The sequence below is a fragment of the Streptomyces kryoterrae genome (assembly GCF_054072135.1).
In genome coordinates, this window is sequence record NZ_CM133358.1 from 956,596 (window position 1) to 969,342 (window position 12,747).

Sequence of the window (12,747 nt, forward strand, 5' to 3'; positions counted from 1 at the left end):
TTGGGTGGGTGACGTTCAGGAGCGGGTGGCCGGCCGCAGAGCCAGGAGATGGCTGCCGGATCCGAGTCGCTCGACGGCCTCCGCGCAGCGCCAGCCGTCCGGGGCGCTGAACAGCCCGGTGGTGCCGGGCGGCAGCACGGCCCTCACCGTGAGGGTGTCGTCGCTGATCGACCAGGCGACGGACGCCGGACCGTACGGAGTGGTGATCGAGGCGTCGGCCGAGGTGAGCGTTCCGCCCGGGCGGGGCGCGATCTCGAGAGTGCGGTAGCCGGGAGAGGCGGGGCGCAGTCCGGCGACGGACCGATAGAGCCAGGTGGCGACGGCACCGTAGGCGTAGTGGTTGAACGACAGCATCATGCCCGCGTTCTCGACGTCGATCGTGCCGTCGGGCTGGATGGCGTCCCACCGCTCCCACATGGTGGTGGCGCCGCGGGCGACCTGGTAGAGCCAGCCCGGGCACTCCGGGTTGAGCAGCAGTTGGTACGCCTCGTCCGTGTGACCGGTGCCGGTGAGGGCGGGCAGCACGAACGGGGTGCCCAGGAACCCCGTGGCGATGCGACCGTCGCGGGCGCGCACCAGACTCGCGAGGGCCTTGCCCACGTCGGCGCGCTCGGTGACCGGCGCGATGCCGAATTCGAGGGCGAGCGCACAGCCGGTCTGGGTGGTGCGGGCATGGTCGCCCCACTTGCGCCAGGCGGCCTCGGCGGTACGCCGGTGCAGGTCCGCGTACCGGTCGGCGTCGTCGACGTGGCCCAGTTCGCGGGCCGCGTCGGAGAGCAGCCGGGCGCTGTGCGCGACGAACGCGGTGGCGACGTAGCCGGAGTCGGTGGTGGCGCGCGCCGGATCCTCCGGTGGTGCGGCCGGGTCGAGCCAGTCACCGAGTTGCGCGTTGCCGCTCCAGGTCCCGTCGTCGTCCAGGTGATCGACGGTGAACCCGACCCACGCGCGCATCGCCGCGTAGTGCCGGTCCAGCATGCCGTGCCCGCCGTATGCCTCGAACAGGGCGGCCGGCACGACCGTGGCGGCGTCGCCCCAGCCCGCGGAGCCGCCGGCCTTCGGCAGTTCGGTCGGTGGCAGCTCGCCGAGCGGGACGTCGGGGATAACCAACGGGACCGAGCCGTCCGGCCGTTGCTCGATGCGGAGATCGGTGAACCAGCTGTCGAGAAACGAGCCGCTGTCGAAGGTGGCGCAGGCCGTCGGGGCGAAGGCCATGAGGTCCCCGGTCCAGCCGAGCCGCTCGTCGCGCTGCGGGCAGTCCGTGGGCACAGCGAGGAAGTTGCCGCGCTGCGAACGTACGACGTTGGCGTACAGCGTGTTCACGCGCTCGTCGGAGCAGCGGAATTCGCCGATGCGGCGCAGATCGCTGGCCACCACCTCGACCTCGACCGACTCGACGGTCACGGTCGGCGGGACGACGATCTCGGCGTACCGGAAGCCGTGGAAGGTGAACTCCGGCCGCAGTTCGGCCGTACCGCCGGCCAGGGTGTACTGGTCGGTGGCACGGGCGCCGCGCAGGATGCTAGTCAGCAGGCGGCCGTCGCCGTCGAGAACCTCGGCATGCCGGACCGTGACCGTGCTCCCCGCCGGGCCGCCCACCCGGAGCCTGAGCCAGCCGGTGATGTTCTCGCCCGCGTCGACGGCGATCGTGCCGTCGGGCAGGGTCCGTAGCCCGGGCCGGATGAGCTGCACGACCCGCACAGGCGGGTGCGCCCGCTGCGACAGCCCGGCGGGCAGGGGGAGAGCGGTGACCCGCTCCCAGTCGTCGTCGACGAAGCCCCGCAGCTGCCAGCCGTCCGGTTCGTGACGGAGATCGTGTTCGCAGCCGTCGTACAGATCCGCCGCCAGCAGACCGCCGTACGCACCCCTCCAGTGGTCGTCCGTGGCGACTGTGACGGTGGTGCCGTCGGCCAGGGTGACTTCGAGCTGGGCGAGCAGAGCTGTGGTGTCGCCGTAGACGTTGCGGTTCTTGTGCCAGGTGAGATGGCCGCGGTACCAGCCGTCGCCGATCGCGGCGGACAGGGCGTTCGTGCCCGGGCGGAGCAGGCCGGTGACGTCGTAGGTGGCGTAGAGCAGCCTGTTGGGGTAGCTGGTCCAGCCCGGTTCCAGCAGGTCGTCGGAGACGGGACGGCCGTTGACGGCGGTGCGGTGCACGCCAAGTGAGGTCACGTACAGGCGGGCGGATACCGGCTCCGCCGGGAGGTCGAACTCCCGGCGGAGCAGCGGTACCGGGCCGGGGGATGTATGGCCCCGGTCACTGGGAACGTGGACGGGGCGGGCCGTCCAGTCCATGTCGTCGAGCAGCGCTGCCTCAACGCGGGCGGGTCCGCTCCATTCCGTCCGTCCGAGATCGGTGCGGACACGGACGCGCCAGTAGCGGACCTCGCGGCTGCGCAGCGGCGGGGCCGGCCAGGTGTGGTCGGTCACCAGGTCGGACTCGACCTCTCCGCTGGACGCGGGGTCGTCGAAGGCGGGGGCGGTCGACACCTGGATCTCGTAGGCGTGCTGGAGGACGCCCGGCCGTTCGCTCGCCAGAGACCAGGACAGACGGGGTTGCGGGTATGGGGTGGCCACGAGACCGGAGTCGTCCGCGGTGCGCAGTCCGACGACCGTTGTCGTGGTGTCCATGGTGTGGGATTCCTCGTTGCCGGACGTCTTCATCACTTGAGGTGCTCCCGGAGGAATCGCAGGGTGGACTGGTGCAGCGTGGTGCGGTGCGGGACGGATCCCCAGGCGTGGTCCGCGCCCTCGACGACCTCGAGGTGCGCGTCGCCGTCGTAGTGGTCCAGATAGCGGCGCACGTACTCGATGGGGCCAATGTCGTCCTTGTCGCCGTGCAGGATGTGGACCGGGCCGGCGTACCCGCTCGAGCGCCCGTAGACGTCGAGACCGGCGATGTCCTCGACGAGCGCGGGGCTCATGCGGTGCCCGTCGGCGTCGACGTAACCCTTCTCCGCGATCTCCGGAGCGAGCCTGCGACCCTTGAGGTAGCCGCTGCCGATCTCAAAGGGGGCGACGGCGGCCGGAGACCACAGACACAGCGCGACGATCCCCGGTTCCTCGGCGGCGACGATGCCGGCGACCACCCCGCCCATGCTCATACCGACCAGACCGATCCGTTCGGGGTCGACGAAGTCGAAGGTCTGGACCGTTTGGAGCACCGCGCGGGTCTCGGCGATCTCACCGGTGATCGTGACGTCGAAGAAGTCGCCGTCGCTCTCACCGTGGCCCGAGAGGTCGAACCGGACCGAGGCGATGCCGTGGGCCTCCAACAGCCGGGACATGGCGACGAAGTTGGGCAGTTCGATCCGGTTGGAGGTGAAGCCGTGCACGAATACCACTGTGGGCCAGCGGGTGCCCGTCGGCCCTTCGGGGATGTGCACCGTGGAGCGCAGCGTCATGCCGGTATAGCGGAAGTCGTGATGGCGGATCACGCGGATGCCTTTCGGGATGTGTCGACTGCGAGCGTGTGCGGCGGTTGATGTGCGGCGGCTGCGCCTCACTCGGTCAGCACCGGCGACCAGGGACGGGGGATTCCTGGCGGGGCGGGTCCGGCCAGGAGCAGAAGTTCGCGACGTCACTCAAGCGCGATACTTAAACGTGTAGGTAAACTGAGCGGAAAGCTAACCGCAGCAGCTGATTTTGGCAAGAGACCTGCCAGAGGGAGCCGATAGATGTCGGGAAGATCCGACCGGCAACGTGTGACCAGTGCGGATGTCGCGCGCGAGGCAAAGGTCTCCCGCGCGACGGTGAGTTACGTCCTCAACAACTCCCCACACCAGAAGATCCCCGAAGACACCCGGCGGAGGGTGCGGGAAGCGGCCGCCCGGCTCGGTTACGCACCGTCGGCCGCAGCGCGCTCGCTGCGCAGGGGGCGCTCGGACATCGTGCTCGGCTTGCTGCCCGACTGGCCGATCGAACACGTTCTCGGGCGACTCATCCAGCAGCTGACCAGCGCCTTGGCCCAGCATGAACTCACCTTTCTCGTGCACTCGCCGACCCACCCCACCCGGCCCCTGCGGGAAGTCTGGAAAGCCTTGACGCCTGCAGCGGTTCTGGCGCTGGACGCGTTCCCGGAGGCCGAGGCGGAGGCCGGCATCATGCGGGCAGCGGGAATCGAGGTCGTCATGGCGGTGCACGGCTCGGTACGGAGCGGGCACCAGGCTCCACTCGTTTCGGAAGAACGGATCGGAATGGCGCAGGCCCGCCACCTCGCCCAAACGCACCGCCGACTCGGCTATGCCTACCCGGATCTGGCGGTGCTCGATGCCCTGGCCGGTCCGCGACTGGACGGTGTGCGCGAGGTGTGCGCCGGACTCGGCCTCCCGGAGCCAGACGTTCGGACCGTGCCCGTCGATCCGGACGGTGCCGTCGAGGCGGTGAAGGCATGGCACGCCGCCAGTCCGCCGGTGACGGGTATCTGTGCGTTCAACGACGCTGTCGCCTTGGCCGTTCTGGCCGCCCTGCGGTCACTGGGACTGCGGGCACCGCAGGATCTCGCAGTGATCGGCGTCGACGACATCCCCGGCGCGGCCCTGGCCCAGCCACCGCTCACCACGATCGTCCGTGACACCGACGCCATCGCGCGGGGCCTGGCCCGCCGTATCGTCGACGCCCTCGACGGTGCGCAGACCTCCGCCGAACCCATCCAGGACCCGCTTCGGGTTCATGTTCGAGTGTCCGCCTGATCGGCCCCACTGTCGCGGCGGTTCACCGGCCGCCTCCGCGCTCCTGCCGCCCCGCGCCATGCTGTCACCGCGACCGTCCTCCGTGAACCTCTTGCGCAGCGAAGGCGACACAGTTAGTTTACGGGCACTCTCACTTAAAGGTGTAAGTGGCGCCCCGGTACCCCGGGAGTGACGCTCGCTGGAGGTAACGCCTTTGCATCGACGTCACCTCCTGCAGCTATCGCGCCGAGATTCCTCGACCGCGGCGGATCCTCATGGCTCCGCTCCTTCGTAGCGGCATAGCGGCCACCCAGTCCAACACCTGCCGCTCGGTCCGCCCACCTCGGTGGCTCGATCGAGTCCCACTTCGTCCGCCGCACCCCCTGCCCCCCTCTCGACCCCACGGAGATCTCAATGAAGAGAAGAACCGTCCTCCACTCCTCGATCGGCGTGGTGGCAGCACTCACGCTCGCCGCCTGCAGCGCAGGCAACAGCAACACCGGCGGCAACGGCAGCGCAGGCCCGGCGAACCTGACCATCGCGTTGAATTCGGCGCCAAACAGCATGGACCCCGCCCAGGCCGCCGTGGGGCCCGGCCTGAACTACACGGACCCGGCCTACGCCTCGCTGCTGAGCCGCAAGGCCGACGGCACCCTGGCGGCCGGGCTGGCGGACAAATGGGGTTATGTGGGCAGCGGGAACACCAAGTTCCAGCTCAGTCTGCGTAAGGGGGCGAAGTTCGCCGACGGCACGCCGATCACCGCCAACGACGTCGTCAACTCGATCAAGTATTTCCAGAAGGGCAGCGGACCCGCCGGGGCCTACTTCCGTCCCCTGACCTTCTCGACTCCGGACAACTCGACCGTGGTGGTCAGCAGCCCGACGCCGTACCCCGACATGGGCGCCCTGTTCACACCCGAGTTCCTGGGCGGCGCAATCATCAGCCCCGCGGGGCTGAAGAACCCGAAGAAGTTGGCCTCCACGACCTTCGGCGCCGGACCGTACGTATACAGCGCCCAACAGTCGGTCTCCAGCGACCACTACGTCTACCTTCCGAACAAGAACTTCTACGACCAGGCCGCCATCCACTTCAAGAAGATCACCGTCCAGGTGATGCCGAACGTCAACTCGCAAGCGCAGGCCCTGAAGTCCGGGCAGATCGACGTCATGTACGGCACCCCGGACGTGGCGCCGACCGTCGCGGGCGACTCGTCGCTCACCACGATCAAGAGCCCCACCACCTGGGCCGGCCTGTTCCTGCTGGACCGCGAAGGCACCGTCGTCACGGGACTGCGCGATGAGCGGGTGCGGCAGGCGCTGAACTTCGCCATCGACCGAGCCGCGATCACCAAGGCGGTCTACGGCGACTACGGGAAGCCGCTCTCCCAGCCTGCGATGCCCGGCTACGACGGCTACAGCACCGAAGCCGAGAAGACATACGCCTACGACCCCGCCAAGGCCAAGCAGCTGCTGAAGGCGGCGGGATACCCGAAGCTGACCATCCCGGTGAACTACGGGTCGTTCGACCCCTCGACGACCAAGATGCTCCAGGCCGTGCAGGATCAGCTCGCCAAGGTGGGTGTGACTTTGAAGCTGAAGGCCGCCGCCAACTTCGGTGGCTGGATCAACGACCTGCTGTCGAAGAAGTACGCGGCCACGGTACTCACGCCCGGCCAGGGTGGTGGTGCGAACTTCTACGCACAGCAGGCGGGCTTCGCCAAGACGGGCATCATGAACGTCTTCGGTGTGGGCGACAAGGACGTCGATGCCGCGTTCGCCCTGCTCGCCAAGTCGGACCCCCAGTCCAGCGGCGCGGCGGCGAAGGAGCTCACCGATGTGATCGTACAGAAGGCGCTCGCGCTGCCGGTGGCCTCCACCGACACGATCGTCATGTACAACAACAAGCTGCGCGGGGTGAAGTTCGCGGTGGGCACCGCCCAGCTGACCTCGAACGTCACCTGGGTCTCTAACTGACGAGGACAGATGTTTCCCATCATTCTCCGCAGGCTGGCGCTGTCCATCCCACTCCTGGTGGTCGTCTCGGCGATCACCTCCCTCCTGGAGTCGTTCGTGCCGGGTGACCCGGCACGAACGGTCCTGGGGGTCAACGGGACGAAGGAGCAGTACGACGCGCTGAGGGCCGCGCTCCATCTGGACAAGCCGTTCGTCGAGCAGTACTGGCTGTACCTGCGCGACATCCTGCACGGCGACTTCGGCAGCTCGCTGTTCAGCGGCGAGTCCGTGCTGGGGATGGTCGAGCAACGCCTGCCGGTCACGCTGACCCTGGTGATCGGGGCCACCGTGCTCTCGACCCTGGTCGGCGTGCTGCTCGGCGTGTACAGCGCGACGCGTGGTCGCTTCAGCCGCCGGCTGACCGACGTGGTGTCCCTGCTGGGCAGTGCTCTGCCCAACTTCTGGCTCGCGCTGATGCTCGTCTCTCTGTTCGCCGTCAAGTTCCCGATCTTCCCGGCCACCGGGTACACCCCGTTCGCCCAGTCACCGGGGCAATGGGCGAACGGCCTCGTGCTGCCCGTGATCGCTCTCTCGATCGGGGGTGTCGCCCTGATCGCCAAGATCACCCGCGACGCGATGCTGACCACCCTGGGCCTCGACCACATCAGAACGCTGCGGGCCTCCGGTGTCCGGCCCGCGTCCATCGTCTGGAAGCACGCCCTGCGCGGTTGCGGGCTGCCGGTGGCTACCGCGATCGGCCTCACGATGATCGCGTACATCCCCGGCACGATTCTCGTCGAGAACATCTTCACCCTGCCCGGGCTCGGGACGACGGTTGTGGACGCGACCAACCAGCACGATCTGCCGGTCGTTCAGGGCGCTGCCATCATTTTCACCATGCTGGTGATCGCCGTGAACCTTCTCGTCGATGTTCTCTACAGCCTCCTGAACCCGAAGGTGCGTGTGGCATGACCGCTGCGGATGCGCCCGTGAGCGTGCGATCACGGAAGTGGACCAACCCCTTCGCCGGGATACTTCGCCGCCCTCTCACTGCGGCTGCGCTCGCCGTGGTCCTTGCGATCACTGCGGCCGTGATCCTCGCCCCTCTCCTGGCACCGCATCCGCCGCTGGCGCAGGACCTGCTCCACACGCGCGGCGGTCCATCGGCGGACCACCCGCTGGGCACCGACGACCTCGGCCGCGACGTGCTGAGCCGGCTGCTCTACGGCGGGCGGCCTGCCCTGCTGGGGGTGGGTGTGGCCGTGAGCGTCTACATCGTTCTGGGCATGTCACTCGGCATCCTCGCCGGCTACCTGCGCGGCTGGACCGACCGGGTCATCGTGGCCGTGATGGACGTCATGCTCTCCGTTCCCGTGATCATCCTCATGCTCGCCGTCCTGGCGATCTTCAGCCAGAGCAACGTCGCCGCCATGCTCACGCTCGGCGTCCTCTCAGCCGCTGGCCTCGCACGGATCATCCGCAGCTCGTGCATCGCCCTGCGGGAGGAACTGTTCGTGGACGCCGCCAGAGTCTCCGGGCTCAGCCCGGCACGGATCATGGCACGGCACATCTTCCCCGGCCTGGTAGGGCTTCTCCTGGTCCAGGTGTGCCTCTTCTCGGGCATCGCCCTCATGGTGCAGACCGGCCTCGGGTTCCTCGGTCTGGCCACCCTGCCGCCCGCCCCGAGCTGGGGCGGCATGGTCGGAGAGGCCTCGCAGGTCATCGAGCAGAACCCCTTGCTGCTGTTCATCTCCGGCGGCCTGATCGGCCTCATGTCCCTCGCCTTCGGGCTGCTCGGCGACGGACTGCGCGACCTCACTCAGGAACGAAGGCGAGGAACCGGCGGCCGGTCGCGACGGCCGGTGCCCGTGGCGGTCGCCACGGGCACCGCCGAAACCTCTCACACACCGCCTGACGCGGGAGTGCTCACGGTGCGCGACTACTCGATCGCCTTCGCCACCGCGCAGGGCCCGCGTACCGTCGTCGACTCCGTCAGCTTCACCGTGAACGCCGGCGAGATCTTCGGTCTCGTGGGCGAATCCGGGAGCGGCAAGACGGTGACGGGCCTGTCGCTGCTCGGGCTGCTCGCCCCGGGCGGGGCGGTGACGGGTGGCTCGGCCTGGCTGGCCGGTACCCGGATCAGTGGTCTGCCGGAGCGGGAACTGCAGCGCATCCGCGGCAGCGAGATAGCCCTGGTGTCGCAGGAACCCATGGTGGCACTCGACCCGTACTTCACCATCGGCTCACAGCTGTCCGAGGTCGTCCGCCGTACTGGTTCCGTGTCGGGCGGGAAGGACGCCGTCAGGCAACGGGTTCGCGAACTGCTGACCAGCGTCCACCTGCGCGATCCGGACGACCTCGCGCGCCGGCACCCGCACGAGCTGTCCGGCGGCATGCTCCAGCGGGTCGCCATCGCCATGGCACTGGCCGGGTCACCGAAGGTGCTGATCGCCGACGAGCCCACCACGGCACTGGACGTCACGGTGCAGGCCGGCATCCTCGATCTGCTCCGGTCACTGCGTGACGAGCACGGCATGGCGATCATCCTGATCACGCACGACCTGGGAGTGGTGGCCGACATCTGCGACCGGGCGACCGTGATGGAGAAGGGCCGGATCGTGGAAGAAGGGGCGGTCGAGGACATCTTCTACCGGCCCCAGCACCCGTACACGAAGAAGCTCATCGACAGCACACCCAGCATCGCGACGACCGAGAGCAGGATCGCGTGACCGGCACACCCATACTCCAGGTCGAAGGGCTCGCGGTCCGCTACCCCTCCCGTGGCCTGCGCAAGCCCCCCAACACGATCATCGAGGACGTGTCGTTCGAGGTTGGTAAGGCCGAGACGGTCGCGCTCGTGGGCGAGTCCGGCTCGGGCAAGACCACCATCGGCAAGGCCGTCCTGGGACTGACCCCGGTCAGCGCCGGACGCGTACTGCTCGGTGGCCGGGACATCACCCGTCTCACCGGCCGCGCCCGGCGCGCACTGTCCACCGACATACAGGCGATCTTCCAGAACCCGTACGGTTCGCTCAACCCGGCCCTGCCTGTGGGCCGGACACTGGCCGAACCCCTCCTCGCCGGGTCAACCCGCTCACGTAGAGAAGTCCGCGAGCACACCGCCGACCTGCTCTGCCGAGTCGGCCTGCCCGAGGACGCCGCCGACCGGTACCCCGCCCAGTTCAGCGGAGGCCAGCGCCAGCGCATCGCCATCGCCCGAGCGGTCGCCAGGCAACCCAAGCTCATCATCTGCGACGAGCCGACCAGCGCACTCGACGTCACCACCCAGGCCGCCGCGCTGGAGCTCCTTTCCGAACTCCAGAACACCCTTGGCTGTGCGTACCTGTTCATCACCCACGACCTCGCGGTCGTCAAGGAGTTCGCGGCACGCACCCTGGTGCTGCAGGACGGCCGCATCGTCGAAGAGGGACCCAGCGTCGACGTGTGCCACCAGCCGCAGCACGAGTACACGCGGCGACTGGTGGCGGCCGCGCCCGTCCCAGACCCGATCCTGCAACGCAAGCGGCGTCAGCAGCGGACGGAGGTGGCAGCGACCGCTTGACGATCCGGTCGGCCCGGGCAGCCGACGCTGCTCAGAGAGACGGCCGCCCAAGCACCCCATCCGCACCGGCGTGCGGTAACAATGCGACGAGGCCTTCCAACGATCCGCCAGGACAGCTCGGGGCCACATCCGTACGGCCCCCGCCCGGGAGCGATTCCTGATGCTGTTGGTTAATATTCCGGTCTCGGCGTGACGTCGGCCCCCAAGACCCGATAGGTCTTGGGGGCCGACGTTGTCGTATGGGGTGGGTGTCCATGTCTATGAGGCCTCAGGAGCCGGGGGAGGTCCCGGTGGAGACGGGGCGGGTGACGCGGGCGGCCTTCCCGAAAGGGAGCTGGGCCATCCGAATCCGTGATGAGCTGGGAGTTCTCTTCCGAGTCGAGGAGTTCGCCGGGCTGTTCGCGACGCGGTGGAAACCCGCGAGGTCGCCGGGGCAGCTGGCGTTGGTACTGGTGTTGCAGTTTGTGGAGGGGCTGACCGACCGGCAGGCGGCCGAGGCGGTGCGGGCCAGGATCGACGTCAAGTACGCCCTCGGGCTGGAGCTGACGGATCCCGGGTTCGACTACTCGGAGTTCCGTGACCGTCTGGTCGGAGCCGATGCGGGGCGCCAGGTCCTGGACGGCATCCTGGCCGCGGCCGGGGAGCGAGGGCCGCTCAAGACGCGAGGCCGGGCGCGCACCGATTCCACCCATCCACCGGCATCGCACCGACCTCAAGACCGGCAAAATCGCCAGTGAGACCGTCTACGCCATCGCCGACCTGACGGCGCGTGCGGCATCTCCCCAGGCCATCGGCCAACTCGCCCGCGCGCAATGGGGCATCGAGGCCGTGCACCACGTAAGAGACACCACGTTCGGCGAAGACGTTTCGAAGATCCACACCGGGCACGGACCGGAGAACATGATCACCCTGCACAGCTTCGCGATCAGCATTTTATGTGTCGCTGGGCACCACAGCATCGCCGTCGGCCTGCGCGAGCTCTCCTACAGGCCCTTCGCCCGCCCACTGGACTTGATCGGACTGCCCTTACCCGCAACACCACATGATCACCAGGACTTTGAATCAGCCCTGCATCATGGACAGACTCCCCAGATGCCCGACTGACATGCTGCGGCCGGAGTGACAGCATCCTCCCGCGACACGGCCCTGGCACGAAAGCGCGAGTGCCCTTTGCAACAGAGGCGTGACCACCGGCTACCCGAAGGCACCCGCGCACCGGTCAGACGGATGCGCGGACTCGAATCAGGAGTTCGTCCCGGAGGGGCTCGGCGGGAATCTCCTGTCCGGCCAGCGTGTCGATGACGCGGCGGGCCAGGCCCCGCGCGATGGCGTCGGTGTCACGGACGATCGTGGTGAGCGGTGGCTGGGCCAGGGCCGCGCCGGGGATGTCGTCGACGCCGATCACAGCCAGATCCTTCGGAGCGCGAAGCCCGAGGTAACTCAAGCCACCCAGCACAGCGAGGGCGACATTGTCGTTGAACGCGCAGATCCCCGTGACCGGTGGGTCGGCGGCAAGCCACGCCTTCACCGCTTCGGCGGCGCCCGGCGCATCGAGGGGGACCGTCCGGACATCCGGCTCAGGCATGTCCAGTTCGGCGCATACCTTGCGGACGCCGTCCAAGCGCGGCTGGGCCAGGACGTCGAGTCCCGGCAGATCGGGGTAGGCGTAGCCGAGGCGGCGGTTGGGTCCGGCGAGGTGCCGTGCCTGCAATGCGCCGATGGGTTGCTCGGAGACCAGAGGTGGCCGGAGCTCACCCCGTGTCAACCCGTGCATCGCCATGATCACCTCAATGCCCGCCGCCCGCATCGCCTCGCCTTCCCGGTCGTCGAACTCCTGCAGGGACAACACCGCTGCTGGGGTAATGGCTTTCCAGATGTCCCGCAGGGGGCGCGCAGGGGGCGCCGACGAGTGCACCACGAAGGTCAGCCCGTTCACGGCGAAGGCATTGGTCAGCTGCTGGATGAGCCGTCCGAGGACATGCTCGATCGGCCAGTCCGGCAGCAGGCCGAGCACGATCTCCGAGCGCCCTGTGCGCAGGGCACGCGCCGCGGCCGAGGGCGCGTAGCCGAGCCGGGCGGCGGCTTCCCGCACCCGCTGCCGCGTGGCTTCGAGGATCTTCTGATGGGGAACTTCGTTAAGGACGTAACTCACCGTCGCGCGGGAGACTCCAGCCTCCCTCGCCACATCCGCGCTGGTCACCAGCCTGCCCTCGGACACCCCGGTCACCCGCCGCCTCAGTCGCACCTCATGTCAAAGCCCCCGGCCGCGGTTAGCTTACCCGCCAGATCACCGGGCTGGCACGAGTCAGTGAAACGAGTAGGCAGGCCGGATCCTGTTCACCCACCTGCTGGTCGTCGCGGTCGTCGTACCGCTGTTGCGCCTCACCCTCAGCGAGTCGGCCGAACGGGTGGCTGCCCGCTCCGAGACCATCGAGTTCAGCCGCATCCGCGATCTCTTCCGAGCGCCGACCGTGTACGCCCTGCTGGCAACGGGCTTGTGCTACGCCACCTGCAACCTCGGCGCGAACAACCTCGGCCGGTTCGGCACGTTCCTGTAAACCGCTCTGG

At 68.6% G+C, this 12,747-nt stretch carries 10 protein-coding genes and 1 pseudogene; 8 read left to right on the forward strand and 3 right to left on the reverse strand.

The annotated features are described in order from the left end of the window. Positions 1–15 precede the first annotated feature (15 nt). On the reverse strand, positions 16–2,625 hold the full coding sequence (locus ACW4TU_RS03895) for a family 78 glycoside hydrolase catalytic domain (RefSeq protein ID WP_457424632.1): 2,610 nt from the start codon (positions 2,623–2,625) through the stop codon (positions 16–18). A 32-nt stretch (positions 2,626–2,657) separates the two neighbouring features. Continuing rightward, a complete protein-coding gene (locus ACW4TU_RS03900; RefSeq protein WP_457424634.1) occupies positions 2,658–3,431 on the reverse strand; it encodes an alpha/beta hydrolase in 774 nt (257 codons plus the stop codon). Positions 3,432–3,671: 240 nt separating this feature from the next. Here ACW4TU_RS03900 and ACW4TU_RS03905 point away from each other — a divergent pair, with 240 nt between their 5' ends. From ACW4TU_RS03905 to ACW4TU_RS03935, 7 genes and pseudogenes are all read left to right on the forward strand, one after another. Beyond that, complete coding sequence (locus ACW4TU_RS03905) at positions 3,672–4,685, forward strand: LacI family DNA-binding transcriptional regulator (protein ID WP_457424636.1); 1,014 nt, start codon at positions 3,672–3,674, stop codon at positions 4,683–4,685. A gap of 393 nt (positions 4,686–5,078) precedes the next feature. Further along, positions 5,079–6,638 (forward strand): ABC transporter substrate-binding protein, encoded by a 1,560-nt coding sequence (locus ACW4TU_RS03910; RefSeq protein WP_457424638.1) that lies wholly within the window; start codon positions 5,079–5,081, stop codon positions 6,636–6,638. A gap of 9 nt (positions 6,639–6,647) precedes the next feature. Beyond that, on the forward strand, positions 6,648–7,589 hold the full coding sequence (locus ACW4TU_RS03915; RefSeq protein WP_457424640.1) for an ABC transporter permease: 942 nt from the start codon (positions 6,648–6,650) through the stop codon (positions 7,587–7,589). Continuing rightward, complete coding sequence (locus ACW4TU_RS03920) at positions 7,586–9,346, forward strand: dipeptide/oligopeptide/nickel ABC transporter permease/ATP-binding protein (RefSeq protein WP_457424642.1); 1,761 nt, start codon at positions 7,586–7,588, stop codon at positions 9,344–9,346. The genes ACW4TU_RS03915 and ACW4TU_RS03920 overlap by 4 nt, the downstream gene beginning before the upstream one ends. Then, a complete protein-coding gene (locus tag ACW4TU_RS03925) occupies positions 9,343–10,179 on the forward strand; it encodes an ABC transporter ATP-binding protein (protein ID WP_457424644.1) in 837 nt (278 codons plus the stop codon). The genes ACW4TU_RS03920 and ACW4TU_RS03925 overlap by 4 nt, the downstream gene beginning before the upstream one ends. 254 nt (positions 10,180–10,433) lie before the next feature. Then, positions 10,434–10,884 (forward strand): annotated as a pseudogene (locus tag ACW4TU_RS03930) (transposase); the annotation flags it as partial. Between the two features lie 195 nt (positions 10,885–11,079). Then, complete coding sequence (locus ACW4TU_RS03935) at positions 11,080–11,283, forward strand: hypothetical protein (protein WP_457424646.1); 204 nt, start codon at positions 11,080–11,082, stop codon at positions 11,281–11,283. Positions 11,284–11,398: 115 nt separating this feature from the next. Here ACW4TU_RS03935 and ACW4TU_RS03940 read toward each other — a convergent pair whose 3' ends face one another. Further along, positions 11,399–12,379, reverse strand: a complete 981-nt coding sequence (locus ACW4TU_RS03940) for a LacI family DNA-binding transcriptional regulator (RefSeq protein ID WP_457424648.1) — start codon at positions 12,377–12,379, stop codon at positions 11,399–11,401. Between the two features lie 175 nt (positions 12,380–12,554). Here ACW4TU_RS03940 and ACW4TU_RS03945 point away from each other — a divergent pair, with 175 nt between their 5' ends. Then, positions 12,555–12,737: a hypothetical protein gene (locus tag ACW4TU_RS03945; protein ID WP_457424651.1), complete on the forward strand. Its 183-nt coding sequence runs from the start codon at positions 12,555–12,557 to the stop codon at positions 12,735–12,737. Positions 12,738–12,747 lie beyond the last annotated feature (10 nt).

Coding starts and splice junctions, on each gene's coding strand:
- ACW4TU_RS03895 (WP_457424632.1), bottom strand. CDS start 2,625: ATGGACACCACGACAACGGTCGTCGGACTGCGCACCGCGGACGACTCC.
- ACW4TU_RS03905 (WP_457424636.1), top strand. CDS start 3,672: ATGTCGGGAAGATCCGACCGGCAACGTGTGACCAGTGCGGATGTCGCG.
- ACW4TU_RS03910 (WP_457424638.1), top strand. CDS start 5,079: ATGAAGAGAAGAACCGTCCTCCACTCCTCGATCGGCGTGGTGGCAGCA.
- ACW4TU_RS03915 (WP_457424640.1), top strand. CDS start 6,648: ATGTTTCCCATCATTCTCCGCAGGCTGGCGCTGTCCATCCCACTCCTG.
- ACW4TU_RS03920 (WP_457424642.1), top strand. CDS start 7,586: ATGACCGCTGCGGATGCGCCCGTGAGCGTGCGATCACGGAAGTGGACC.
- ACW4TU_RS03935 (WP_457424646.1), top strand. CDS start 11,080: ATGATCACCCTGCACAGCTTCGCGATCAGCATTTTATGTGTCGCTGGG.